A 25,624-nucleotide genomic window follows, 5' to 3' on the forward strand; every position below is an offset into this window, starting at 1 on the left:
ACCTCCCACCCGGACCCTCACCCTAGGAGCGCGCGCTTTGCGCCCGCTGAGGGCCTCCTGACCAACCTCTGGACGCTTCGCCGCCTGGCGAATCCGTTCTCCCTCTTGCGCTCGGCGCCCTCAGGGCATTCCATCCGATATGAGGCGTCGGACGACAGGAAGGGCAGCATGATGTCGAGCACCATCACCTCCGGCGGGATCGACGTCCGCGCGCTGGCCGGCGCGCTCGCCGACCGGGTCGACGGGGAGGTGCGCTTCGACGACGGCAGCCGCGCCGCCTACTCGACCGACGCCTCCAATTACCGGCAGGTGCCGATCGGCGTCGTCATCCCGCGCACCGTGGAGGCCGCGGTGGAGGCCATCGCCGTCTGCCGCGAGTTCGCCGCCCCCGTCTTCAGCCGCGGCGGCGGCACGAGTCTCGCCGGCGAGTGCACCAACCACGGCGTCGTCATCGACTGGAGCAAGTACTGCAACCGCGTGATCTCACTCGACACCGACGCGCGTGTGGCCGTGGTCGAGCCTGGCATCGTGCTCGACGACCTCAACGCGGTGCTCGCCCCGCACGGCCTCCAGTTCGGCCCGAAGCCGGCGACGCACTCGCACTGCACGCTCGGCGGGATGATCGGCAACAACTCGTGCGGCTCCAGCGCGCAGGCCTACGGCAAGACGGACGACAACGTGCGCCGGCTGGAGGTGCTGACCTACGAGGGCGACCGTTTCTGGGCGGGGCCGACCTCGACGGAGGAGTTCGAGCGCATCCAGCTCGAAGGCGGCCGGGTCGCCGAGCTCTACACCGCGATGCGCGACCTCGCCGAGGAGGACGGCGACCTGATCCGCGAGCGCTACCCGCGCATCCCGCGCCGGGTCTCCGGCTACAACCTCGACTCGTTGCTGCCGGAGGCGGGCTTCGACGTGGGCCGGGCCCTTGTCGGCTCGGAGTCCACCCTGGTCACGGTGCTGCACGCCGAGCTCGACCTGGTGCCGCTGCCGCCGGCGCGCACCTTCCTGGTGCTCGGCTTCCCGAGCATCGAGGACGCCGCCGACGCCGCCCCGACGATCGCCGGGCACGACCCGCTGACCATCGAGGGCATCGACAGCGTGCTGGTGAACGACCAGAAGACCAAGCGGCAGAACATAGAGGCGCTGAACCTGCTCCCCAACGGCGACGGCTGGCTGGTGTGCGAGTTCGGCGGCGACAGCAAGGCGGAGTCCGACGCGAAGGCGCAGCGGGCGGTCGCCGCGCTGCGCGAGCGGGACGTCGTCCCGGACGACCGCGTCTTCGACGATCCCGCGCAGCAGAAGGAGATCCTGGAGGTGCGCGAGGCCGGCCTCGGCGCCACCGCGTGGATGCCCGGCCGGCCCGACACCTGGGAGGGCTGGGAGGACGCCGCCGTCCCGCCGGAGCGACTGGGCGACTACCTGCGCGACTTCGGCCGGCTCCTCCACGAGTTCGGCTACGAGAACGTCTCCCGCTACGGCCACTTCGGGCAGGGCTGCGTGCACTGCCGCATCCCGTTCGACCTGGTCACCGAGGAGGGGATCGCGCACTACCGCGCGTTCATCGGCCGCGGCGCCGAGCTGGTCGCACAGTACGGCGGGTCGCTCTCCGGCGAGCACGGCGACGGCCAGGCGCGCGGCGCACTCCTGCCGATCATGTTCGGCGAGGAGGTCGTCCGGCTGTTCGAGCGGTTCAAGGCGCTGTTCGACCCGCACGACCGGATGAACCCCGGCAAAGTCGTGCACCCGTACCTGCCCACCGAGAACCTCCGGCTCGGCGCCGGCTACGGCCCGAAGGTCGACGTCGAGCTGCACTTCTCGTATCCGAAGGACCGCGGGCAGTTCGACCGCGCGGCCCTGCGCTGCGTGGGCGTCGGCAACTGCCGCAGCCACAGCGGCAACGTCATGTGTCCGTCGTTCCGCGCCACGAACGAGGAGGAGCACTCCACCCGCGGCCGGTCGCGGCTGCTCTTCGAGATGCTGGAGGGGCAGTACCGGGAGAGCCCGATCGCCGACGGCTGGCGCTCCACCGAGGTGCGGGACGCGCTCGACCTGTGCCTGTCGTGCAAGGGCTGCAAGACCGACTGCCCGGTGAACGTCGACATGGCGACCTACAAGGCCGAGTTCCTGTCGCACCACTACGCGGGGAGGCTGCGCCCGGCCGCCCACTACACGATGGGCTGGCTGCCGGTCTGGGCGCGGCTGGCGAGGGTCGCGCCGTCCCTCGTGAACCGGCTCGCCCGTCTCCCGGGCGTCGCGCGCGTCGCGAAGCGTCTCGGCGGCGTGGAGCCAGACCGTCCCGTGCCGCGGTTCGCGCCGCAGCGCTTCACCGACTGGTTCGCCGCCCGGCCGCCCGCGCCTCCCGCGCCGCTCGGTGACGTGATGATCTGGCCGGACACCTTCACCGACAACTTCCATCCGTCGATCGGGCGCGCGGCGGTCACCGTGCTGGAGGACGCCGGCTACCGCGTCGTCCTGCCTCCGGGGCACCTCTGCTGCGGGCTGACCTGGATCTCGACCGGGCAGCTCGCGACGGCCGGGAGGATGCTCGCACACACGGCGGCGGCGCTCGCCGCGGCGCTGGGCGACGACGTCCCGCTGGTCGGGCTGGAGCCGAGCTGCCTCGCGGTGTTCCGCTCGGACGCGCCGGAACTGCTCCCGGACGACCCGAACGTCGCCCTCGTCGCCGAGCGGGCGACCTCCTTCGCCGAGCTGCTGCAGCGGACGCCTGAGTGGTCGCCCCCGCATGTCGGCGGCCGCGCGGTCGTGCAGCCGCACTGCCACCAGCACGCGGTCGGCGGCTTCGGGGCGGACCAGGCCGTCCTCGACGCGGCCGGCATCGAGACCGCCACCGTGGAGGGCTGCTGCGGCCTCGCGGGGAACTTCGGCTTCGAGGCGGGCCACCTGGACGTGTCGGCGGCGGCCGCGGAGCACGCGCTGCTGCCGGCCCTCCGGGAGACGGGCCCCGACGCGCGCGTGATCGCCGACGGGTTCAGCTGCCGCACGCAAGTGGAGCAGCTCGGCGACACGCTCGGCCCGGATCAGCGGCCGCTGCACCTCGCCGAGGTGCTCGCGCTGCAGCTGGGTGCGCGCCGGGGCGTGCCCGTGCGCGTGGACCGTCCCGGTCGGGCCGCCGAGCGCATCCCGGCAGCGGCGGTCGAGCGCGCGCTCTCCTCCGACCGGGTCAGGCAGCGCTCGTGAGCGGAGGCCGGCCGTCCCCCCGCACCGAGGGTGGAGCGGGGACGAGGTCCCGAAACACTCGTCCCCGCCGCTCGGTCACCCGGCTCCGCACCGCCACGGTGCCGGGGAGGTCGGCGTTATGCGCAAGTGTGATCCGGTACGCGCAGAAAGTCGATGCCCACCCTCCGCCGAGAGGCACGTAAACGCCCCTAAAAGTGCGTTTTAGGGGCGTTTACGTGCCCTTCGGCAGAGGACTGCTGCGGGCGGAGGAGAGGAGCGGCATGATGGGCGCATGAGTGTGCGTCCTCCCGCCGTGGTCGTGCGCGGCCTCCGCAAGTCGTACGGGTCGTTCGAGGCCTTGCGCGGTGTCGACTTCGAGATCGCCGACGGCGAGACCTTCGCGCTGCTCGGGCCGAACGGCGCAGGGAAGAGCACGACCATCGAGATCCTGGAGGGCTACCGCGACCGGTCGGGCGGCGAGGCGAGCGTGCTCGGGGCCGACCCGGGCAAGGCGGGCACCGCGTGGAAGGCGCGGCTCGGGATCGTGCTGCAGTCCGGCGCCGAGGCGGCGAACGTGACCGTGCGCGAGCAGCTCACGCAGTTCGCGCGCTACTACCCGCGCAGCCGCGACGTCGAGGAGGTCATCGCCGCCGTCGGCCTGGAGGAGAAGGCGAAGGTCCGCATCCGCAACCTGTCGGGAGGCCAGCGCAGGCGGCTGGATGTCGCGCTCGGCGTGATCGGGCGCCCGGAGCTGCTCTTCCTCGACGAGCCGACCACTGGATTCGACCCGGAGGCCCGACGGCAGTTCTGGGAGCTGGTGCGCACGCTGAAACGCGAGGGCACCACCATCCTGCTCACCACCCACTATCTGGACGAGGCCGCGCAGCTCAGCGACCGGGCCGCCGTGATCGCGCACGGTGCGCTGCTCGACATCGGCGCGGTGGACGCGATCGGCGGGGCGGCCGCGAAGGTCCCGATCGTCCGTTGGCGGGACCCCACCGGCGCGCCGCATGAGGAACGCACCGACGCGCCCGGCGCCCTGGTCGCCCGGCTCGCCGCCGAGGCCGGTGGGGAGCCCCGCGACCTGGAGGTCATCCGCCCGAGCCTGGAGGACATCTACCTCGCGCTGGTGAAGGATGCGGACGAGCGGGCCGGTACGGAGGTGGCCGCATGACCTCGGTCGCGCTGGGCTGGTCCCGCATCCGCTACGAGGTGCTCGTGTACTTCCGCCAGGCGGACACCATCTTCTTCACGTTCCTGTTCCCGGTGGTCATGCTCGGGATCTTCTCCGTCGCGTTCCAGGGCCTCGGCAAGGTCGGCGCCGCCCCCGACGGCAGCGGCGGCATCACGCAGGCCGCCTACTACCTGCCGGGGATGATCGCCGCCGGCATCCTCCTCAGCGGCGTGCAGAACCTCGCCGTCGACATCGCCGTGGAGAAGAGCGACGGGACGCTGAAGCGCCTGGGCGGCACCCCGCTGCCGGTCGTCTCGTACTTCCTGGGCAAGATGGGCCAGGTCATCGCGACGAGCATCCTGCAGATCGGGCTGCTGCTGTTCGTCGCCCGGGTGCTGTTCGGGGTGGCGCTGCCGACCGACCCGCAGGCCTGGCTGCGCTTCGCGTGGATCTACCTGCTCGGCATCGTCACGTCCGCCGTGCTGGGCATCGCGCTCTCCGCGGTGCCGCGCACGGGCAAGAGCGCGACAGCGGTCATCATCCCGATCGTGCTGGTGCTGCAGTTCATCTCGGGCGTCTACCTGGCCTTCAACCTGCTGCCGACCTGGCTGCAGAACATCGCCAGCCTGTTCCCGCTCAAGTGGATCGCGCAGGGCATGCGGAGCGTGTTCCTCCCGGCGAGCTTCGAGGCCGCCGAGCCCAGCGGGAGCTGGCAGCTCGGCTGGATAGCGGTGGTGCTGCTGATCTGGCTGGTGGCGGGGCTGATCGCGTGCCGACTGTCCTTCCGGTGGATCCGGAAGGACGGTCAGTGACGCCGCCTCACTCGATCGGCGTGTCCGAGTCGTGCCCCCACTCCGCCCACGACCCGTCGTACACCCGCACGTTCGCGTGCCCGAGCAGGTAACGCAGCGCGAACCAGTCCGCCGAGCCGCGGTTGCCGATCGTGCAGTAGGTGATGACGGCCACATCGGGGTCGACCCCGGCGAACATCGCCGCCAGGGTGTCGCGGTCGCGGAACCGGCCGCGCTCGTCGAACACGCCCGCCGCGTCTACGTTCACCGCCGACGGGATGCGGCCCGCGCGGCCTCCCGGCTCCGGCGTCCCGGACGGCCAGAAGCGCTCGCCGGTGTACTCGGCGGCGCTCCGGGCGTCCACGATCGTGGTGCCCGGGCGGCCGATCGCCGCGCGCACGTCGGCGGCGGAGGCCCGGATCGTGTCGTCCGGTTCGGGCAGTGGATAGCGGGACGGCGGCACCTCGGGCGTCTCGGTCGTCCACGGCCGCCCGTCCTCCTGCCAGACCGCGCGGGAGGTGTCGAGGATGCGCACGTCCGCGTGCCGGTAGAGCGTCATCAGCCAGAACCCGAGCGACGGGGCGTAGCCGTAGAAGACGACGGTCGTGTCCGGCGTGATGCCGGAACGCTCGAAGAGTGCGCGGATCGCATCGTCGGCGACCGGACGGTAGTCCGGGCCCTTGAGGTCGGCGTACGGGTTCCAGAGCACGGCGCCGGGGAGGTGGCCCGAGGTGTAGGCGGCGGCGTTCACGTCCACCTCGATGACGCGGACGCCGGGGTCCGCGAGGTGGGATTCGAGCCAGTCCGGCCCGATGAGAGGAGCACTGGCGCGCAGCTCGCGCGCATCGGCTCGGGTAGTGGTGGTGGAGCTCATGGTGGCCTCCTTGCGGCTCACTCCAACTGGATCCAGCCGAGCAGGTCCTCCCGCGCGACTGCCTGGAAGAGGGCAGGATGGTCGGACCTCATGTGGGCGCTGATGTCGTCGACGACCTCGGCGTCGGTCTCGCCGCGGGCGATGTAGCCGCATTCGCACCGGATGATCCTGGTCATCTCGTCCTCCCTCATAGTTCTACGCACGGCCCGTTGGCAGAATGTTGGCATGACGTTGGCGTCCGGTGGGGTCCGGGTTCAGCTCTGCGGGACATTGCACCTCGAAGTGGCCGCTGAGCGGCTGGAGGAGGGCCTCCCGGGCCGCCAGGGACGGCTGCTGTTCGCGTACCTCGTGCTCAACCGGCACCGCCCGTGCACGCGCGACGAGCTGGCCGAGGCGGTCTGGCCCGGCGCGGTCGCCGTCCACGGCGCAGGGCTGAACCCCCTGGTGTCCAAGCTGAGGCGGCTGCTCGGCGCGGACGCGCTGGAGGGACGCGCGGCGCTGCGACTGGAGCTGGGCGAGGACGCCCACGTCGATGTGGAGTGGGCGGAGCAGGCCGTCCACCGCGCCGAGTCGCAGGTCGCGCTCGGGCATTGGGAGGCCGCCTGGGGTCCGGCGATCGGCGCGATGCTGGTGGCCCAGCGGGAGTTCCTGCCCGGCGAGGACGCCGGCTGGATCGAGGAGGAGCGTCGCGCGCTCGCCGACATCCTCGTCCGGGCGCTGGACGCCTACGCGCTCGCGAGCCTGGAGATGGGCGGCACGGAGCTTCCCGCCGCCGTGCGCGCGGGGCGCCGCCTGGTGTCGGTCGCACCCCTACGCGAGACCGGCTACCAGGTGCTCATGCGGGCGCTCCAACGGCAGGGCGACGTCGGGGCGGCGGTGGCGGTGTACGGCGAGCTGCGCGCGCTGCTGCGCGACGAGCTCGGTGTCTCGCCCAGCCCCGCCACGCAGCACCTCTACGCATCCCTCCTCGCCGACCCATGAACGCCGAGGGGCACGTAAACGCCCCTAAAACCGCGCCTTAGGGGCGTTTACGTGCCCCTCGACGTCAGGCGACGCCGTGGGTGAGCATGCTTTCGGCGGCAGCGACGACGGCTTCGTCCCACGGGCGCGGGACGAAGCCGAGCACGCGCCGCGCCTTCTCGCTCGACACCTTCTTCCGGTAACCGAGCTCGGCCGCCATCGGCCGCATCCCCGGGTTCGCCTCGGCCGCGGCGCGCACCGCCGCGTCGGGAAGCAGCGCCGTCGGCGGAGGCACCCGGCCCGCGCGCTCGCCGAGCCCGTCCCGAAGCACCGCGCCGACCTCCGCGAGCGGCACCGCGTCCTCCTGGGACGCGAGCAGGAAGCGCTCGCCCGCCGCGCCCTCCGCGGTGATCGCGGCGATGTGCGCGGCGGCGACATCGCGCACGTCCACGAACGGGACGGCGAAGTCCGGATACGCAGGCAGCTTGCCCGTGAGCACGCGCCGCACCAGGTGGTTCGCCCCCGAGAGGTTCGTTCCGATCAACGGCCCGACGACCGCGACCGGGAGCATCGTGACCAGCTCGGTGGAGCCGCCGTCGAGCAGCTCCCACGCCGCGCGCTCGGCGAGCACCTTGCTGCGCCCGTACGCGTCCATCCCCGGGCCGTCGAGCGGCGACCAGTCAGCCTCCGTGAACGCGCGGTCGAGGGGTGGATGACCGAACCCGACCGCGTGGAAGGCGGAGGTCAGCACGACGCGCGGCACCCCGGCATCCCTGGCGGCGCGCAGCACCCGCAGCGTGCCCTCCCGTGCCGGCACGATCACGTCGTCCTCGTCGTCGACCGGCCCCAGGTGGACGGGGGAGGCGACGTGCAGCACCGCGTCGACGCCGTCCACCGCCTCGGTCCAGCCGGCGTCGTCCAGGAGGTCGGCCGCGACGAAGTGCAGCGCGTCGCCGTTCGTCATCCCCGCCTCGGCCAGAGCGGCGCGCGCGGCGTCCTCGCGGTCGAGCGAGCGGATCGTGGCGCGGACCTCGTGGCCGCTGCCGAGGAGCTGGAGGATGATGTGGCCGGCGATGAAGCCGGAGCCGCCGGTGACGAGGATGCGCTGGTCGGCCATGCTCGGTCCTTTCGGTAGGTCTGGTGCTGACCTTTCGATGGTTCCCCCACCGGCCCGAAGCATCCAGCCCCCTGCCGACACTGGTAGCGGGAGGGACACCCTGCCCGTCCCGTCCCCGCGTAGCGTGGACCGCATGAACGTCGAGGCGGAGGGGCAGGGCAACCTGCTGGGGGAGTTCCTGCGCGCCCGCCGCGAGCTGGTCGCGCCCGAGAGCCTCGGCATCCCCGTGCTCGGCACGCGCCGGGTGGCCGGTCTCCGCCGCGAGGAGGTCGCGATGCTGTCCGGCATCAGCGCCGAGTACTACCTCCGGCTGGAGCAGGGCCGCGACCGCAACCCGTCCGGGCAGGTGCTGCGCTCGATCGCGCGCGTGCTGCAACTGGACGAGGAGGCCACCGCGTACCTGCTCGGGCTGCCCGACAGCGACCGGGCGCCGCGCCGGCCGCGACGCCCGCGACCCGAGACCGTTCCCGAGAGCCTGGCCGCCCTCGTGCCGCAGCTTCCGTTCCCGGCGTTCGTGGAGGGCCGCTACCTCGACGTGCTGGCCGCCAACGCCCTCGCCTCCGCGCTCTCGCCGCGGCTGGTCCCCGGCCGCAACCGGATGCGTGACGTGTTCCTCGACCCGGCCGAGCAGGCGCTCTTCCCCGACTGGGAGGCCGCCTCGGCCGTGCTGATCGCGGGCTTCCGGCGCTCGGTCGGCGCGGACGCCGACGACGCGCGCGTGGTCGAGCTGGTCGGCGAGCTGTCGATCGCGAGCCCGGTGTTCCGGAGGCTGTGGAGCCGGCACGACGTGCGTGAGCGCCAGGGCGCGACTTTCGCCTTCCAGCATCCTCAGGTCGGGCCGCTCGCGGTGCACCGCGAGAAGCTGCAGGTCACCGGCACCGACGGGATCGTGCTGGTGCTCTACCACGCCGCCACGGACGCCGACGCCGAGAAGCTGCGGCTGCTGGGGGCGCTGGCCGACACGGCGGAGGACACCGCGGCCGAGCGCTCGAGCTTGTAAGGTGGAGTGATTCACGGGGGACTCGCCTATCGGGGCGACTTGTCTGGTTCGATTTCCAGAGTCCTCCACCACACCGTCCGCGCTCCCCAGGTCTGGCGCTCTCGCGCCGAAAGCGTTGAGATGGACCATGACGAACCTGACCCTGATCCAGCGCTCGCCGGATCCGGAGGCCGTCGGCACGTCCCGCGACCGCCGGCCCACCCTGGCCGAGCGGTTCCGGGCGATGGGACGCAGCCGCATCGGCGCGCTCCTCCTGCTGCTCGCGACGCTCATCGCCATCGTCTGGGCGAACATCTCCTTCACCGGCTACGAGCACTTCTGGGAGACGCACCTCACCCTCGGGCTGGGTGACCTCCACCTCGACTTCACACTCCACGCCCTCGTCAACGACGCGCTGATGGCGATCTTCTTCTTCACCGTGGGGCTGGAGGTGCGGCGCGAGTTCGCGATCGGCGAGCTGACGAGCTGGTCGCGCGCCGTCGTCCCGGTGGTCGCGGCGATCTTCGGGCTCGCGGTGCCTGCGGGCATCTTCGTGCTGTTCGCGATGGGGACCGGGCACGCCAACGCGTGGGGCGTCGTGATCTCGACCGACACGGCGTTCCTGGTCGGCGGCCTCGCCCTGATCGGGCCCCGCGCGGTCGGCCGCCTGCGGGTGTTCCTGCTCGCGCTCGCCGTGGTGGACGACATCGGCGCGCTGAGCATCATCGCGCTCGTCTACACGAAGGACTTCAACCCGGTTCCGCTGATCGTCGCGGCGGTCGGGCTGGTCGGCGTGTACTTCACGCGGTACCTCCGCGGCGGGCGCGGGCCCGTCTACGGGACGCTCGCGGTGATCGTCTGGCTGGCGTTCCTCGCCTCCGGCGTGCACCCGACGCTGGCCGGGGTCGCGATCGCGCTGCTGATCCCGGTGTACCGGCCCAACCGGCGCGACGTGGAGCACGCCCTCGACCTGGCGAGGACGTTCCGGCAGTCGCCGAACACCGAGTACGCCCGGGCCGCCGCCAACAGTCTCCGGGAGTCCATCTCCATCAACGAGCGGCTGCAGTCGGCGTGGTCGCCGTACGTCGCGTACGTCGTGCTCCCGCTGTTCGCGCTCGCCAACGCGGGCGTGCGGTTGAACGGCGACATCCTGGTCGGCGCCGTGGTCTCGCCGCTTGCGTGGGGCGTGGTCGCCGGGCTCGTGGTCGGCAAGTTCGTGGGCGTGTTCGGCTCGACCGTGATGCTGCGGGCGCTGCGCATCGGAGAGTTCGGCCCGGGCCTCACGGTGGACCGGCTGGCCGGCGGCGCCGCCCTGTGCGGGATCGGCTTCACCATCTCGCTGTTCATCGTCGACCTCGCCATCCCGGAGGAGGCCGCCCAGAACGCCGCCAGAGTCGGGGTCCTGGCGGCGACGGTGATCGCGTTCGTCGTCGCCACGATCGTGTTCCGCCTCTCCGACGCGCGCCGGCCCAAGGAGGAGATGGGGCTCACCCTCGTGCGCCCGGTCGACCCGAAGCGCGACCACGTCTTCGGCGACCCGAACGCGCCGTTCACGATCGTGGAGTACGGCGACTTCCAGTGCGGCTTCTGCCTCAAGGCGACCGGATCGGTCGGCGAGGTGCGCGAGGTGCTCGGCGACGACCTCCGCTACGTGTGGCGGCACGCCCCGCTGACCCGGTTCCATCCGAACGCGCTCGCCGCGGCGGAGGCCTCGGAGGCGGCCGCACGGCAGGGCAGGTTCTTCGAGTTCGAGCGCAGCCTGTTCGCCGACCAGGAGCACCAGCTCCCGTCGGACATCCTGCGGCGCGCCGCCGAGCTCGGCCTCGACCTGGAGCGGTTCGAGGCCGACCTGAGCTCGCCGGAGGTGGCCGCGCGGGTGCGCGACGACATGCTCGACGCGGAGGCGATGGACATCACCGCCGTGCCGACCTTCTTCATCAACGGCCGCCGCCACATGGGCCCGTACGACGCGCAGTCGCTCATCCGGGCGCTGCAGGCGAGCGTCGCCGCGCCCTGACAGGCCTCGAGTTTCCCTTGTTAGTTTGATAGAACATAAGGTGTAGGCTGTGGCACGCAGCCCAGCATGATGCCGACGAGGAGTTCCACGACATGACCGAGTACGGGGAGCCGTTCGACCTGATCACCATCGGGCGCATCGGTGTCGACCTCTACCCCCTGCAAGACGGGGTGGGGCTGGAGGAGGTCGAGACGTTCGGCAAGTTCCTCGGCGGCAGCGCGACCAACGTGTCGATCGCCGCCGCGCGGCACGGTCTCCGCTCGGCGGTGGTCACCGCCACCGGCGACGACCCGTTCGGGCGCTACGCGCATCGCGAGCTGCGCCGGTTGGGCGTCGACGACCGGTTCGTCGGCACGGTCGACACCCTCAAGACGCCGGTGACCTTCTGCGAGATCTTCCCGCCGGATCACTTCCCGCTGTACTTCTACCGCGACCCGCTCGCGCCCGACCTCGCCATCACGGCGAAGGACCTCGACCTCGACGCGATCAGCCGGGCCCGCATCTACTGGTCGACCGTGACCGGGCTGTCCCGTGACCCGAGCCGCACCGCGCACCACGTCGCGTGGGAGGCGCGGGGTCGCCGGCCGCTCACCATCCTCGACCTCGACTACCGGCCGATGTTCTGGGCGAACGGGGCGACGGCCACGGCCGAGGTGGAGCGTGCGCTCGGCCAGGTCACCGTCGCCGTCGGCAACCGCGAGGAGTGCGAGATCGCGGTGGGCGAGACCGAGCCGATGCGCGCGGCCGACGCCCTCCTCGAGCGCGGCGTCGAGCTGGCCGTCGTCAAGCAGGGCCCGCGCGGCGTGCTCGCCAAGACGTGCGAGGAGACCGTGGAGGTGCCTCCGTACTTCGTCGAGGTCGTCAACGGCCTCGGCGCGGGCGACGGCTTCGGCGGGGCGCTCTGCTACGGCCTGCTGCAGGACTGGTCGCTGGAGCGGGTCATCCGCTTCGCGAACATCGCCGGAGCCATCGTGGCCACGCGCCGCGAGTGCTCCACCGCCATGCCGACGACCGCCGAGGTCGAATCGGTGCTGAAGGAGCTCCAGAATGTCCCCAGCTGACTTGATCGCCGGCCCCGCTCCGATCATCGACGCGACCGCGTTCGAGCGCCTCCGTGCCCGCCGTCACACCAGCCCCGACGACATCGCGACCGTGCTCGCCACCCGCACCCGGCGCCCGCTGGTCCGCGACGACGGCCGCCTCTTCATCGTGGCGGCCGACCATCCGGCCCGCGGCGCCCTCGGCGTCGGCGACGACCCGATGGCGATGGCCGACCGCTACGACCTCCTGCAGCGGCTCGCTCTCGCACTGTCGCGCCCGGGGGTGGACGGCGTGCTCGGCACCCCCGACATCATCGAGGACCTGGCGCTGCTGGGCGCCCTCGACGACAAGATCGCCGTCGGCTCGATGAACCGTGGCGGCCTCCGCGGCGCCGTCTTCGAGATGGACGACCGCTACACCGGCTACGACGTCGACGCCATGGCGCGCGACGGTGTGGACGCGGCCAAGCTGCTCGTCCGCGTCAACCTGGAGGACGCCGGAACGGCGCGCACGCTGGAGGCGACGGCGCACGCGGTCACCGCGGCGGCCCGGGCGCGGCTCCCGATCCTGCTCGAGCCGTTCCTGAGCCGCTGGAGCGACGGCCGGGTCGTCAACGACCTCACCACGGACGCGGTCATCCACTCGGTGGCCATCGCCTCCGGCCTGGGCACCTCCTCGGCGTACACCTGGCTGAAGCTCCCGGTCGTGCCCGAGATGGAGCGCGTCATGGCGGCGACCACGCTGCCCACGCTCCTGCTCGGCGGCGACACCGACGCCGCGCCGGAGGAGACCTTCGCGTCATGGGAGGCCGCGCTCGCGCTCCCGGGAGTGCACGGCCTCGTCGTCGGGCGCACGCTCCTCTACCCGAAGGACGGGGACGTCGGCCGCGCGGTCGACATCGCCGCCTCCCTCGTCCACGGCCGCTGATCCGGCCCGCTCACCGCACGCAGCACCTCGAAGGAACGACACCATGACCAGCACCGACACCACCACCGCCCCCGTCGCCGCGGGCGCGCTGCCGACCATCCCGCACTGGATCGACGGCGCCGAGCGGCCCTCCACCAGCGGGCGCACCGCTCCGGTCTTCAACCCGGCCCTCGGCGTCGCGACGGCGAACGTCGCCCTCGCCGATCAGCCCGAAGTCGACGAGGCGATCGCCTCGGCGCAGCGCGGTTTCGAGGTGTGGGGCCAGTACTCGATCGCCAAGCGGCAGTCGGTGCTGTTCGCCTTCCGGGAGCTACTGAACGCGCGCAAAGGCGAGCTGGCCGCGATCATCACGGCGGAGCACGGCAAGGTGCTCTCCGACGCGATGGGCGAGATCCTGCGCGGTCAGGAGGTCGTGGAGCTGGCGACCGGCTTCCCGCACCTGATCAAGGGCGCCTATTCCGAGAACGCGTCGACCGGCATCGACGTGTACTCGCTGAAGCAGCCGCTCGGCGTGGTGGGCATCATCTCCCCGTTCAACTTCCCGGCGATGGTGCCGATGTGGTTTTTCCCCGTCGCCATCGCGGCCGGCAACGCCGTCGTGCTCAAGCCGTCCGAGAAGGACCCGTCGGCGGCACTGTGGCTGGCCCGGCTATGGAAGGAGGCCGGCCTCCCGGACGGCGTCTTCACCGTGCTCCAGGGCGACAAGCTCGCCGTCGACGGCCTCCTGAACAGCCCGGTCGTCCAGTCCATCTCGTTCGTCGGCTCGACCCCGATCGCCCAGTACATCTACGAGACGGCGTCGAAGAACGGCAAGCGCGTCCAGGCCCTCGGCGGCGCGAAGAACCACATGCTGGTGCTGCCGGACGCCGACCTCGACCTGGTCGCCGACCAGGCGGTCAACGCCGGATACGGCGCGGCCGGCGAGCGCTGCATGGCCGTCTCGGTCGTTCTCGCCGTGGAGCCGGTCGCGGACGACCTCATCGCGAAGATCACCGAGCGCATCGGCCGGCTCCGCATCGGCAACGGCGCGGGCGATGCGGCGGGCGAACCCGACATGGGCCCGCTGATCACCGGTGTGCACCGCGACAAGGTGTCCGGCTATGTCGACATCGCCGAGGCCGACGGCGCGGACATCGTCGTCGACGGCCGCGGCTTCACCGTCGAGGGCCACGAGGACGGCTTCTTCTTCGGCCCGACACTGATCGACAACATCCCGATCACCTCCGCCGCCTACCGCGAGGAGATCTTCGGACCGGTGCTGTCCGTCGTTCGGGTGCAGACCTTCCAGGAGGGTCTCGACCTCATCAACTCGGGGCAGTTCGGCAACGGCACCGCGATCTTCACCAACGACGGCGGCGCCGCCCGGCGGTTCCAGAACGAGGTGCAGGTCGGCATGATCGGCATCAACGTGCCCATCCCGGTCCCGGTCGCCTACCACTCGTTCGGCGGCTGGAAGGCCTCCCTGTTCGGCGACGCCAAGGCGTACGGCGTGCACGGCTTCGACTTCTTCACCCGCGAGAAGGCGATCACCAGCCGCTGGCTCGACCCGGCGACGCACGGCGGTATCAACCTCGGCTTCCCGCAGAACACCTGAGGTCCGGCAGATGACAGCGCACAACGAATGGTTCTTCCCGCGCGGCACACTGAGTGACCGCTCGTGGGAGTCCGTGGTAGACGACTCCCTCGATGGCTGGCAGCACACCGGGCTGCGCGTGGCGGAGCTCGCCGGCAACGCGGTCGAGCTGGAGGCCGGTGACGTCGAGCGCATCGTCGTCCCGCTCGCCGGGTCGTTCGCGGTCGAGCACGAGGGGGAGACCACCCACCTCGCCGGCCGGTCGAGCGTTTTCGACGGGCCGACCGACGTGGTCTACGTCGGCGCCAGGAACGCGCTGACGATCAGCGGGTCCGGCCGGGTCGCCGTGGCGGAGGCCCCAACGCGAGTCCGCAAGCCGTCGGCGTATATCGCCACGGACGAGGTGCCGGTCGAGCTGCGCGGGGCCGGCCGCGACAGCCGGCAGGTGCACAACTTCGGCATCCCCGGTTCTCTCGATGCCGCCTCCCTGATCGTCTGCGAGGTCATCACGCCGGCCGGCAACTGGTCGTCCCATCCCGCGCACAAGCACGACGAGGACGTGCCGGGCCACGAGTCCCGGCTCGAGGAGATCTACTACTTCGAGTCGGCTCCCGTGCGCGGCGCGAACGCCCCGGCGACGGCCGACGCCTTCGGGAGCTTCGCCGCCCACCGCTCGGCTGCCGGCGATATCGAGACCAACGCGCTCGTGCGCACCGGCGACATCGCCCTGGTGCCGTTCGGCTATCACGGCCCGGCCGTCGCAGCCCCCGAGTACGACCTCTACTACCTCAACGTCATGGCAGGCCCGGGGGAGGAGCGGGCATGGCTGATCAGCGACGACCCGCGCCAGGCGTGGCTGCGCGACACCTGGACCGCCCAGGACATCGACCCTCGCCTTCCCTACGTCTCGACCACGCAAGGAGCCGCGCAATGACGACCAACACGGCGACGACCCGCAGGATGACGGTGGCCCAGGCGCTCGTCGAGTTCCTCGCCAACCAGTGGACGGTCGACGGGGACGTGCGCGAGCGCACCATCCCCGGAATGCTGGGCATCTTCGGACACGGCAACGTCGCCGGCGTCGGCCAGGCGCTCACGCAGGCGAACGTGCAGGACCCGGGCTTGATGCCGTACTACCAGGCGCGCAACGAGCAGGCGATGGTCCACCAGGCGGTCGGCTACGCGCGCATCCACCGCCGCCGGGCCACGCTCGCCTCGACCGCGTCGGTCGGACCGGGCGCCGCCAACATGATCACGGGCGCCGCCCTCGCGACGGCCAACCGCCTCCCGGCGCTGCTGCTGCCGTCCGACACCTTCGCGACCCGCGTCGCCGATCCGGTGTTGCAGCAGCTGGAGCACCCGCACGACCTCGGCATCCAGGTCACGGACGCCTTCCGGCCGGTGTCGCGGTTCTTCGACCGCGTGCAGCGGCCGGAGCAGCTCTTCTCGATCGCTCTCGCGGCGATGCGCGTGCTGACCGACCCGGCCGAGACCGGCGCGGTGACCATCGCGCTGCCGGAGGACGTGCAGGCCGAAGCGCTCGACGTCCCGGAGGAGTTCCTCGCCCCGCGCGAGTGGCACGTCCGCCGTCCGGTCCCGGAGGGCTGGGCGCTGGCGGCGGCCGTCGACGCGATCCGCGTCGCGCAGCGTCCCGTGATCGTCGCGGGTGGAGGGGTGCTGTACTCGGGCGCGGAGGACGTGCTGCGCGCCTTCGTGGAGGCCACCGGCATCCCGGTCGGCACCACGCAGGCCGGCGGGGGCGCGCTGACCTGGGACCACCCGCAGTACCTCGGCGGCGTGGGCGCGACCGGCACCACCGCCGCCAACCGGGTCACGGCGCAGGCCGACCTCGTCATCGGCATCGGCACTCGCTACAGCGACTTCACCACCGCCAGCCGCACGATCTTCCAGAACCCGGACGTGCGGTTCGTCAACCTCAACGTCGCGCCGTTCGACGCCTACAAGCACGGCTCGCAGCTCCCGCTGATCGCCGACGCGCGGGAGGCGCTCACGGCGCTCAGCGAGGCTCTCGCCGGGTACGCGGTGCACCCCGGCTACGCGACGTGGATCGCCGAGGAGAAGACGGAGTGGGACGCCGTTGCCGACACGGCCCTCGCTCCCACGACTCTCGAAGGCGAATCCTCGCTCATCGGACAGCCGCAGATCATCGGCGCCGTCCAACGCGCCTCCGACCCGCGCGACGTGGTCGTGCAGGCGGCGGGCTCCCTTCCCGGCGACCTCCACAAGCTGTGGCGCGTCCGCGACCCGCTCGGCTATCACGTCGAATATGCCTTCTCGTGCATGGGCTACGAGATCGCCGGCGGGCTGGGCGTCAAACGCGGGCTCGAAGCGGCCGGCGACGACCGCGACGTCATCGTCCTGGTCGGCGACGGCTCCTACCTGATGCTGCACACCGAGCTCGCGACCGCCGTCGCCGAGGGCATCAAGATCGTCGTCGTGCTCATCCAGAACCACGGCTACGCCTCCATCGGCCACCTCTCCGAGACGGTCGGTTCGCAGCGCTACGGCACCCGCTACCGGTACCGCGATGAGGCCGAACAGAACTTCGAGCGCGGCGACTTCCTGCCCGTCGATCTCGCCGCCAATGCGCGCAGCTTCGGCATCGACGTGATCGAACTCGCGCCGGGCCCCGATACGGCCGCCCGGCTCGAGGAGGCCGTCAGAGCGGCCAAGGCGTCCACGACCTCCACGCTGATCCACGTCGACTCCGACCCGTTCGTGTACGCACCGGACGGCGAGGGCTGGTGGGATGTGCCGGTCGCGGAGACGTCCGAGCTGGAGAGCACGCAGAACGCCCGCGCCGACTACCTCCGGCAGCAGAAGCAGCAACGGCCCCTGCTCGGCTGAGCGCGCCATACCGAACCACCCCCGACCACCGAAGCCCCGACCAGCCACCGACGCCACCGAAGGACGACGATGACAGACACCGCCACCGACCACCTCCCGGCCGAGGCTCACACCTCCGGCCTCCGCATCGGTACCGCGCCCGACTCGTGGGGCGTGTGGTTCCCGGAGGACCCGCGGCAGACCCCCTGGGACCGCTTCCTCGACGAGGTGCAGACCGCCGGGTACCACTGGATCGAGCTCGGGCCGTACGGGTACCTCCCGACCGATCCGGCGCAGCTCCTGGACGAGCTCGCCCAGCGCGACCTGCGGATCAGCGGCGGCACCGTCTTCACCGGTTTCCACAAGGGCGCCGACCAGTGGGACCGTGCCCTCGAGCAGGTCGAGAAGGTCGCCGCGCTCACCCGCGCGGTCGGCGGCGAGCACATCGTCGTCATCCCCGACCTCTGGCGGTCGGAAGCCTCCGGCGAGACCCTGGAGCCGCGCACGCTGACCGACGAGCAGTGGGCGTCGCTGGCCGCCGGTCACGACCGCCTCGGTCGTATGCTGCTCGAGGAATACGGCCTCCGGCAGCAGTTCCACTCGCACGCCGACTCCCACGTTGGCACGCACCGCGAGGTGGAGCGCCTGCTCGCGCAGACCGATGCGCGCTACGTGAACCTCTGCCTCGACACCGGCCACTTCGCCTACTACGGCGGCGACAGCGTCACGCTGATCCAGGACCACCCGGAGCGCATCGGCTATCTGCACCTCAAGCAGATCGACCCCGAGTTCCGCTTCGAGGTGCTCAAGAACGACATCGCGTTCGCGGACGCCGCGATCGACGTGATGGTCGAGCCGCCGGCCGGCATCCCGGACTTCGCGCCGATCATCGAAGCGGTCGCAGGCATCGACCCGGAGATCTTCGCGATCGTCGAACAGGACATGCCCGGCATCGACATCGACGTCCCGCTCGGGATCGCCACCCGCACCCGGCAGCACATCTTCGGCTGCTCGCCTCTGACTCGCACGCGCTGACCACTACCGCTGACTCCCTCCGCCACGCACAGAAAGAGCCGCACCGAATGACCACCAGCAACCAGGACCTCCGCGTCGGCGTCGTCGGCGCCGGGCAGATGGGCGCCGACCACATCCAGCGCATCACCCGCACGATCAGCGGCGCGACCGTCTCCGCGATCGTGGAGCCGGACGCCGGCCGGGCGGAGGCCGCGGCAGCCGCGGCGCCGGGAGCGCGGGCGTTCGCGAGCGTCGAGGACGCCCTGGACGCGTCCGCGCTCGACGCGGTGATCATCGCGACACCCGGCCAGTTCCACGAGCCCGTGCTGGTGCCCGCGCTGGAGGCGAAGCTCCCCATCCTGTGCGAGAAGCCGCTGACGCCGGACAGCGCTTCGGCGCTGCGCATCCTGGAGCGGGAGCAGAAGCTCGACCGCCCGCACATCCAGCTCGGCTTCATGCGCCGCTTCGACGAGGAGTACCGCGCGCTGCGCGAGCTCATCGTCGGCGGCGACGCGGGGGAGCTGCTGATGCTGCGCGGCGTGCACCGCAACCCGTCGGTGCCCGACAGCTACACCCAGTCGATGCTCATCACCGACTCGGTCGTGCACGAATTCGACGTCATGCCGTGGCTCGCCGGCTCGCCCGTGCGCAGCGTCGAGGTCAAGTACCCGCGGCGCAACGACCTCGCGCCCGAGCGGCTCCGCGAGCCCATCCTGGTGCTCATCGAGCTGGAGAACGGCGTGCTGGTCGACGTGGAGATGAACGTCAGCGTGCGGTTCGGCTACCAGGTCGGCGCCGAGGCGGTCTTCCAGACCGGCGTCGCGCGGATCGGCCAGCCGTCCGGACTGCAGCGCTGGTCCGACGCCGCGTTCTCGGTCGCCGAGCACACGACCTTCAAGACCCGGTTCGCCCGTGCGTACGACACCCAGGTGCAGGCATGGGTGGACGCGGTGCGCGACGGCTCGCTCGTCGCCGGACCGAACGCCTGGGACGGCTACCTCGTCGCCCTCGCCTGCGAGGCCGGCGTCCGGGCGCTTGACCAGTCCGGCCCCATCCCCGTCGCGACGCCCACCCGCCCGCCGTTCTACGCCTAACCTCCTGTCGCCGAAGGGCACGTAAACGCCCCTAAAACGCCGTCTTAAGGGCGTTTACGTGCCCTTCGACGGGTGGACGGCGGGGTCAGCGGTCGACGAGGGTGAGCTCGAACGAGTAGAGGTCGGGCCGGTAGACGTGCCGGCCGAACTCCACGGCCCGGCCGGAGTTGTCGAACGCGGTGCGCGACATGGTGAGCAGTGCAGACCCGCGGCGGATCTCGAGGAGGTTGGCCTCGTTCGCGTTCGCGGCGCGGGCGCCGATCCGCTGGTTGGCGACCCGGATGGCCACGCCGCGCGCCTTCAGGAGCTGGTAGAGGCCGCGCGTCTCCAGGTCCTCGCGCGAGATGTCGATGAAGTCCTCGGGCAGCGTGTTCTCGAGGATCGCCAGCGGGACGCCGTCCGCCGATCGCAGCCGGGTGAGCTCCAGCACCGGGTTGCCGTACGGGACGCCGAGCTCCTTCGCCGCGGTCTCGTCCGCGATCCCGATCTCGTACGAGATGACGCGGGTCGTCGGCGTCTGTCCGGACTGGCCCAGGTCCTCGTAGAGGCTGGTCAGCTCGACGTTGCGGGTTACCCGGCCGTGGACGACCTGCGTCCCGATGCCGCGGCGGCGGACCAGGAGGCCCTTGTCGACCAGCTCCTGCAGCGCTCGGCGGACGGTGGGACGTGACAGCCCGAGCCGGTTGCCGAGCGAGATCTCGTTCTCGAGGCGCGACCCCGGGGGCACCGTCTCGGAACGGATCGCCGCCTCCAGCGCCGTCGCGAGCTGGTAGTAGAGCGGCACCGGGCTGCCCTTGTCGAGGCTGTCGAAGAGGTCCACGGGCAGCGGGTACTCGGCTTGCATCCGCGTCCTCCACAGGTCGGTCCAAATGTCAGAACAACCGTACACCTTGTGGATGATGTCAGCCCGCGGGCGCTGGGCTATTCCGTGGCGCTGAGAGCGATGGTGCCGATGCCGAGGGCGGCGAGGATCGCGGCCGAGATGCGCTCGAGCGTCTTGGCCACCGCCGGCCGTTTGAGCCAGAGGATCGCGCGCGACGCGAGCAGCGCCACCACCGTCAGGTAGGCCGCGGCGACCGCGGCGTCGATCGCGCCCAGCAGGAGGGTGTTGCCGATCGCGGCGCCGTCGTGGGGGACGAACTGCGGCGCGATGGCGAGGAAGAAGAGGCCGACCTTCGGGTTCATCACCGTGGACAGCACTCCGGCGAGGAAGCCCGAGTGGAGGCTGGTCGTCCGCACCGTCGCCTCCGGGCCGTGGGCGGCGTGCCGGCGGCTGGCGATCAGCGCCGAGACGCCGAGATAGATGAGGTAGAGGCCTCCCGCGATCTTGACGACGCGGTAGACCTCCGCGGACTGCTCCAGCAGCGCGGCCAGCCCGAGCGCGACGGCGAGCGCCCACAGCATCGAGCCGACGGCTGACCCCGCGGACGCCGCGAGGCCGGCGCCCGAGCGGGCCAAGCTGTAACGGAGGACGAGGAACGTGTCGGGGCCGGGCGTCACCGCCAGGATCACGCACAGGCCCGCGAAGGCGAGGAGGGCGGGGGCTGTCATGCAGCAAGTGTAGGGGGCGACGGCCGGCACGTCGCCAACGGAGGACTTTCGGCCCCCACCCTCCCCGATCTCCTCCGTTGACTGCTATTGAGGGCTCCGCGCGCGCGAATCTCCTCCGTTAGCCACGCCAGCAGTTCAACGGGCCGGCAGGCGCAGCTCCAGGGCGGTCCCGGCGGGGCCGGTGGAGGCCACGCGCACCTCGCCACCGTGCCGCACCGCGACCTCCCGCACGAGCGCGAGCCCGATCCCGAAGCCCGACCGCAACCGACCGGCGGTCGTCGGAGCGCTCGGCGCCGCGCGGGCGAACCGGTCGAAGATCCTGGCAGGGTCGATGCCCTGGATGCCGGGCCCCTGGTCCGCCACGGTCAGGTACGCCGAGCGCCCCTCCCGGCGGATCGTCGCCGTCACCACGCCGCCGGCGGGGGAGTGGGCCACCGCATTGTCGAGCAGGGCCGTCGCGCAGCGCTGCAGCGTCGTCGCAGGGACATCGCTCGCGACCTCGTCCCGCACCTCCAGCCGGACCGTCACCCCGGCCTGCTCCGCGAGTACCCCGAGCGACTCGACGGCCCTGCGCACCGGGTCGGCCAGCTGCACGGGACCGTCCGACGCCGCGGCGCGTTCGCGTTCGGGGTCCGCGGCGAGCAGCAGGTCGTTGACGACCTCGATCAGCGTGCGGGTGTCGTCCCGCAGCTCGGCCACGGTCCCCGTCGACGGGTCGCCGTCCGGGAGGCCGCGCTGCAGCACCTGGAGGCGTGCGTCGAGCACCGCGAGCGGCGTACGCAGCTCGTGGCTGGCGTCCGCGACGAAGTCCCGCTGCCGGCGCAGCGCCTCCCCGAGCGGCCGGACGGCGCGCCGGGTGACCACCACGGCCAGCACGCCGGCGACGATCACCGCGAGCACGCCGACGACGATGAACGCGATCATCGCGTCCACCGTGTCGATGTAGATCTTGTGCTCGCCGGGACGCGGGGCCTCCGAGAGCTCCTTCGGCTGGAGTTGGTCGAGCACGAAGAAGAACGCCACCCCGATCGCCGCGACGACCAGCGCGCCCGACGCGATCGTGAGCTGGAGGCCGACCGTGCGGGAGGCGCGGCGGACCTCCCGGAAGTCCACGTCGTCGCGCCTGGTCGCGGGCCCCTTCACAGCTGCCCCAGCCGGTAGCCCTCGCCGCGCACGGTCGCGATGATCTCCGGATCGGTCTTGCGCCGCAGGTAGTGGACGTAGGTGTCCACGGTCCCGGGCTGCTCGTCCGCCTCGAACACGGCCTCCAGGATGTGCGCGCGCGAGAACGTCCGCAGCGGGCTCTCCGCCAGCAGCCGCAGGAGGTCGGACTCCCGCTCGGTGAGCTGGATGCGGCCCTCGTACGGCGAGTAGATGCTGCGGCTCTCCGGGTAGAACCGCCAGCCGCCGACCGGCAGCTCCCGGCCCTCGCCGGTGAACGTGCGGGTCAGCGCTCGCAGCCGGGCGAGCAGCTCGTCGAACTCGAACGGCTTGACGAGGTAGTCGTTCGCCCCGGCGTCCAGGCCTTCGACGCGGTCCCGGAGGGCGCCGAGCGCGGTGAGCATGATGATCGGCGCGACGACACGGCCGTCGCGCAGCTTGCCGACAAGGGTCACGCCGTCGATGCCGGGCAGCCGGCGGTCGACCACCATCGCGTCGAACCGCTCCCGGAGCCCGGCGGCCAGCCCGGCCTCCCCGTCGACCACGCGGGTCACGTCGTAGGCCTCCGTCAGCACCTGCTCGATCAGCGGGCCGAGGCGCGGGTCGTCCTCGACGAGCAGCACGCGCAGTCGGGTGGCCTCCATGTCGTTCAACTTATCGCGGCCTCCGCGGTTCGCGGCCGTGCGCGGGGTCGAGCCCCTGGCCGATGAGCGGGATGCGCTCCAGAGGTGGCGCGATCAGCCGCAGCACGCCGAGCACGAGCAGGACCGCCGCCGTCGCGTAGACGAGCGACGCCAGCACGTCGCTGGGGTTGTGCACGCCGAGGTACACCCGGGAGAACGCGGTCAGCAGTGGTGCGACGACCGCGAACGCGATCAGCGGGCTCCGCAGGCGGCCCTGGCCGAACACGATCAGCAGGGCGAGGGCGAGCGCCACCGCGAAACTCGTGTGCCCGCTCGGGAAGCTGAACCCGGTGTCGGTGAGGACGTGGTGCGGGAGCCCGGCGGACAACGGGCGCGGGCGCTGCACGACACCCTTGACGAGGGAGCTGCCGAGCCAGGGGAGCAGGGCCAGCGCCGCCAACGCGAGCGCCGGGCCGAGCCTGCGCCGGGCGATCCACGTCGCCGCGGAGATCAGCCCGACGATCGGGACGGCGGCCGTCGGCGAGAAGAGGAGGTCGTCGGCCAGCGCCACCGCGTCGAGGAACGGCGTCCGGGCTCCCTCCACGGCCTGGATGACGCCGAGGTCCCACGCGGTGATGGCGGGGGAGGCCACGATCGCGAGCCCGGCGAGCACCACGAGCAGGACGACGATGAGCGGGAGGACGATGCCGCGGGCGGTGGCGGACGGCGTGGCCGGCGACCGGTTCAGCCCGCCCGTTCGCTGCGGCTCGGCCGGGCGCCTCGGCTCGTCTCCGACTGGCGCACGGCGGGGTGTGGTCGCGGTCATCGCTCCTCCTTCGACCACCCAGCCTGCGCGCCGCCTCCCCAGATGCCGCTAAGGATCCCCGGCCCGCTCCCAGCCCCAGGCCTCTCAGAGGATTCTGGGAGGCGATGCGGAATGCTGTCGGGATGCTCCGCAACAAGGTCCCCGCCGTCACGGCGCTGTTCTGGGTCACGAAGCTGCTGACGACGGCGATGGGGGAGACGACCTCCGACTACCTGGTCAAGAACTACGACCCGGTCATCGCGGTCATCGCCGCCTTCGTGGTGTTCGCCGCCGCCCTGGTGCTGCAGTTCGCCGTGCGCCGCTACATCCCGTGGGTGTACTGGCTGACGGTCCTGATGGTGGCGGTGTTCGGGACGATGGTCGCCGACGTCCTGCACATCGTCCTCCTCATTCCGTACTGGGTGTCGACACTGACCTTCGCGGCGGTCCTGGCCGTCGTGTTCGTGGTCTGGTACCGCACGCAGCGGACGCTGTCGGTGCACCACATCGACACGCGTGCCCGGGAGTTCTTCTACTGGTGCGCGGTGCTGGCGACGTTCGCGCTCGGCACGGCGGTCGGTGACCTCACCGCGACGACCTTCGGACTCGGCTACCTGGTGTCCGGGATCCTGTTCGGCGTGCTGTTCGCCATCCCGGGCGTCGCGTACCGCTGGTGGGGGCTCGGCGCGACCGCAGCCTTCTGGACCTCATATGTTCTGACCCGGCCTTTCGGAGCCTCGCTCTCGGACTATCTGGCCGTCTCCCACGCGCGCGGCGGCCTCGACCTGGGCCCCGGACCGGTCAGTCTGGTGCTGTTCGCGGCGATCGTCGTGTGCGTCGTGGTGATGAGCGTCCGCCGTCCCGCGGAGCCGGGGGCGACCGCCGCGGAGGGCCGCGCGAGCACCACGCTCGCCGCCGACTAGGCGCACTCCCGGGTTCCCTTAAAGCGAGCCGCTGGTACTCTCGATCGGGTATGACGCCCGCGGAACCCCCACGCACGCGCGGCCGCCGCTCGGCAGGCCGACGCGCCGCCGTACCCCCGGCGAGGCGGTCGAGCGCCCCGAAGGCGTCCCGAACCGCGCCGGCCGCGCCTCGGAACGTGTCCGCTCCCCGCCGTCGCGCCCGCCGCCCGCTGCAGCTCCCGCTCCACCACCGCCTCGGCGTCTCGCTGGCCGTGATCGCGCTGGTCTGCGGCTTCTCGATCGTGCCGACGGACGCCGCGCTCGCCGCGACCGTGGTCGGTCCGGAGGCCACGACGATGGCTCCCGGCGCGCCCGCCTCGGACGCCGTGCAGCACCTCCTGGTGGACGCCACGATCGGCGCCCCCGTCGTCGACCGCGACACCCTCGGCGCGACGGACAGCATCCAGAGCCTCTCCCGCATCGGCACGAACGAGTCGTGGGCCGAGCTGGTGCTGATGTTCGGCGGCTGGCAGACGACCAAGCCGAACGTGGACTTCATGCTTCGCTGGATGCGCCAGGAGAACGGCCCGCCGGACTGGTGGAACCGCAACAACCCGCTGAACAACGGCTACGGCTCCGGAGGCGGCGCCGGCTTCGGCAGCTACCCCGACCTCGTGACGGCCGCGAAGTACTGCGCCGAGAACCTGCAGCGCGGCTACCCTGCCGTGGTCGCAGGACTCACCGCGGGCACGAGCGCCGACGTGACGGCCGCCGCGATCTGGGCCTCCCCGTGGGCGAGCAGCCACTACGGCTACGGCTCGCACTGGAGCACGTCCCCCGTGCAGATCGTCACCGCCCCCGCCTCCGCCTGGGGCAACTAGCCCCCTCGCCCACCCCTACCAGCGCCGAGGGGCACGTAGTTGTCACTTAGCGCGCTTGTAAGTGACAACAACGTGCCCCTCGGGTGGCTCGGTGGGAACGGGAGGGCGCGGGTAAC

At 71.8% G+C, this 25,624-nt stretch carries 23 protein-coding genes; 15 read left to right on the top strand and 8 right to left on the bottom strand.

Annotated features, from left to right (window positions below):
* Nucleotides 1-168 precede the first annotated feature (168 nt).
* The 3 genes from ACFRFH_RS07980 (at nucleotide 169) to ACFRFH_RS07990 (ending at nucleotide 5,163) form a co-directional block, all read left to right on the top strand.
* Nucleotides 169-3,198: an FAD-binding and (Fe-S)-binding domain-containing protein gene (locus tag ACFRFH_RS07980; RefSeq protein WP_382462447.1), complete on the top strand. Its 3,030-nt coding sequence runs from the start codon at nucleotides 169-171 to the stop codon at nucleotides 3,196-3,198.
* A 271-nt stretch (nucleotides 3,199-3,469) separates the two neighbouring features.
* Complete coding sequence (locus tag ACFRFH_RS07985) at nucleotides 3,470-4,351, top strand: ABC transporter ATP-binding protein (protein ID WP_382462448.1); 882 nt, start codon at nucleotides 3,470-3,472, stop codon at nucleotides 4,349-4,351.
* Nucleotides 4,348-5,163: an ABC transporter permease gene (locus ACFRFH_RS07990; protein WP_382462449.1), complete on the top strand. Its 816-nt coding sequence runs from the start codon at nucleotides 4,348-4,350 to the stop codon at nucleotides 5,161-5,163. The genes ACFRFH_RS07985 and ACFRFH_RS07990 overlap by 4 nt, the downstream gene beginning before the upstream one ends.
* 7 nt (nucleotides 5,164-5,170) lie before the next feature.
* Here ACFRFH_RS07990 and ACFRFH_RS07995 read toward each other — a convergent pair whose 3' ends face one another.
* Both ACFRFH_RS07995 and ACFRFH_RS08000 read right to left on the bottom strand, forming a co-directional pair.
* The gene (locus ACFRFH_RS07995) at nucleotides 5,171-6,016 is read right to left on the bottom strand and encodes a sulfurtransferase (protein ID WP_382462450.1); all 846 of its coding nucleotides are present in this window, start codon (nucleotides 6,014-6,016) and stop codon (nucleotides 5,171-5,173) included.
* Between the two features lie 17 nt (nucleotides 6,017-6,033).
* Nucleotides 6,034-6,192 (bottom strand): DUF1059 domain-containing protein, encoded by a 159-nt coding sequence (locus ACFRFH_RS08000; RefSeq protein ID WP_185275210.1) that lies wholly within the window; start codon nucleotides 6,190-6,192, stop codon nucleotides 6,034-6,036.
* 49 nt (nucleotides 6,193-6,241) lie between these two features.
* Here ACFRFH_RS08000 and ACFRFH_RS08005 point away from each other — a divergent pair, with 49 nt between their 5' ends.
* Complete coding sequence (locus ACFRFH_RS08005) at nucleotides 6,242-6,997, top strand: BTAD domain-containing putative transcriptional regulator (RefSeq protein WP_382462451.1); 756 nt, start codon at nucleotides 6,242-6,244, stop codon at nucleotides 6,995-6,997.
* A 64-nt stretch (nucleotides 6,998-7,061) separates the two neighbouring features.
* Here ACFRFH_RS08005 and ACFRFH_RS08010 read toward each other — a convergent pair whose 3' ends face one another.
* Complete coding sequence (locus tag ACFRFH_RS08010; protein ID WP_382462452.1) at nucleotides 7,062-8,093, bottom strand: NAD-dependent epimerase/dehydratase family protein; 1,032 nt, start codon at nucleotides 8,091-8,093, stop codon at nucleotides 7,062-7,064.
* A gap of 133 nt (nucleotides 8,094-8,226) precedes the next feature.
* Between ACFRFH_RS08010 and ACFRFH_RS08015 the strand changes: the two genes are divergently transcribed.
* From ACFRFH_RS08015 to ACFRFH_RS08055, 9 genes are all read left to right on the top strand, one after another.
* On the top strand, nucleotides 8,227-9,093 hold the full coding sequence (locus ACFRFH_RS08015; protein ID WP_382462453.1) for a helix-turn-helix domain-containing protein: 867 nt from the start codon (nucleotides 8,227-8,229) through the stop codon (nucleotides 9,091-9,093).
* 127 nt (nucleotides 9,094-9,220) lie between these two features.
* On the top strand, nucleotides 9,221-11,089 hold the full coding sequence (gene nhaA / locus ACFRFH_RS08020) for a Na+/H+ antiporter NhaA (protein WP_382462454.1): 1,869 nt from the start codon (nucleotides 9,221-9,223) through the stop codon (nucleotides 11,087-11,089).
* A gap of 92 nt (nucleotides 11,090-11,181) precedes the next feature.
* Nucleotides 11,182-12,150, top strand: a complete 969-nt coding sequence (gene iolC, locus ACFRFH_RS08025) for a 5-dehydro-2-deoxygluconokinase (protein ID WP_382462455.1) — start codon at nucleotides 11,182-11,184, stop codon at nucleotides 12,148-12,150.
* Complete coding sequence (locus ACFRFH_RS08030; RefSeq protein ID WP_382462456.1) at nucleotides 12,137-13,057, top strand: class I fructose-bisphosphate aldolase; 921 nt, start codon at nucleotides 12,137-12,139, stop codon at nucleotides 13,055-13,057. The genes iolC and ACFRFH_RS08030 overlap by 14 nt, the downstream gene beginning before the upstream one ends.
* A 43-nt stretch (nucleotides 13,058-13,100) precedes the next feature.
* Nucleotides 13,101-14,651, top strand: coding sequence for a CoA-acylating methylmalonate-semialdehyde dehydrogenase (locus ACFRFH_RS08035; RefSeq protein WP_382462457.1), 1,551 nt, complete (start codon nucleotides 13,101-13,103; stop codon nucleotides 14,649-14,651).
* Nucleotides 14,652-14,661: 10 nt separating this feature from the next.
* On the top strand, nucleotides 14,662-15,564 hold the full coding sequence (gene iolB, locus ACFRFH_RS08040; RefSeq protein WP_382462458.1) for a 5-deoxy-glucuronate isomerase: 903 nt from the start codon (nucleotides 14,662-14,664) through the stop codon (nucleotides 15,562-15,564).
* The gene (gene iolD / locus ACFRFH_RS08045) at nucleotides 15,561-17,498 is read left to right on the top strand and encodes a 3D-(3,5/4)-trihydroxycyclohexane-1,2-dione acylhydrolase (decyclizing) (protein WP_382462459.1); all 1,938 of its coding nucleotides are present in this window, start codon (nucleotides 15,561-15,563) and stop codon (nucleotides 17,496-17,498) included. Before iolB ends, iolD begins: the two co-directional genes overlap by 4 nt.
* Before the next feature lie 69 nt (nucleotides 17,499-17,567).
* Complete coding sequence (locus tag ACFRFH_RS08050; protein WP_382462460.1) at nucleotides 17,568-18,512, top strand: sugar phosphate isomerase/epimerase family protein; 945 nt, start codon at nucleotides 17,568-17,570, stop codon at nucleotides 18,510-18,512.
* A 47-nt stretch (nucleotides 18,513-18,559) separates the two neighbouring features.
* Nucleotides 18,560-19,585, top strand: a complete 1,026-nt coding sequence (locus ACFRFH_RS08055) for a Gfo/Idh/MocA family protein (protein ID WP_382462461.1) — start codon at nucleotides 18,560-18,562, stop codon at nucleotides 19,583-19,585.
* Between the two features lie 85 nt (nucleotides 19,586-19,670).
* On the opposite strand, the gene ACFRFH_RS08060 is transcribed toward ACFRFH_RS08055, so the two are convergent.
* From ACFRFH_RS08060 to ACFRFH_RS08080, 5 genes are all read right to left on the bottom strand, one after another.
* Entirely contained in the window at nucleotides 19,671-20,429 is a 759-nt protein-coding gene (locus ACFRFH_RS08060) for a GntR family transcriptional regulator (protein ID WP_382462462.1), read from the bottom strand.
* Between the two features lie 77 nt (nucleotides 20,430-20,506).
* Nucleotides 20,507-21,136, bottom strand: coding sequence for a LysE family translocator (locus ACFRFH_RS08065; protein WP_382462463.1), 630 nt, complete (start codon nucleotides 21,134-21,136; stop codon nucleotides 20,507-20,509).
* A 135-nt stretch (nucleotides 21,137-21,271) separates the two neighbouring features.
* A complete protein-coding gene (locus tag ACFRFH_RS08070) occupies nucleotides 21,272-22,249 on the bottom strand; it encodes a sensor histidine kinase (RefSeq protein ID WP_382462464.1) in 978 nt (325 codons plus the stop codon).
* Between the two features lie 26 nt (nucleotides 22,250-22,275).
* Nucleotides 22,276-22,941 (bottom strand): response regulator transcription factor, encoded by a 666-nt coding sequence (locus ACFRFH_RS08075; RefSeq protein WP_382462465.1) that lies wholly within the window; start codon nucleotides 22,939-22,941, stop codon nucleotides 22,276-22,278.
* A gap of 10 nt (nucleotides 22,942-22,951) precedes the next feature.
* Entirely contained in the window at nucleotides 22,952-23,746 is a 795-nt protein-coding gene (locus ACFRFH_RS08080) for a phosphatase PAP2 family protein (RefSeq protein ID WP_382462466.1), read from the bottom strand.
* Between the two features lie 104 nt (nucleotides 23,747-23,850).
* Between ACFRFH_RS08080 and ACFRFH_RS08085 the strand changes: the two genes are divergently transcribed.
* Entirely contained in the window at nucleotides 23,851-24,648 is a 798-nt protein-coding gene (locus ACFRFH_RS08085) for a hypothetical protein (protein WP_382462467.1), read from the top strand.
* A gap of 176 nt (nucleotides 24,649-24,824) precedes the next feature.
* The gene (locus tag ACFRFH_RS08090; protein WP_382462468.1) at nucleotides 24,825-25,508 is read left to right on the top strand and encodes a hypothetical protein; all 684 of its coding nucleotides are present in this window, start codon (nucleotides 24,825-24,827) and stop codon (nucleotides 25,506-25,508) included.
* The last annotated feature ends 116 nt before the right edge of the window (nucleotides 25,509-25,624 follow it).

Origin of the sequence: Leifsonia sp. NPDC056824, from assembly GCF_042789575.1 — a bacterium.
In the GTDB taxonomy this organism is placed as follows: Bacteria; Actinomycetota; Actinomycetes; order Actinomycetales; family Microbacteriaceae; genus Leifsonia.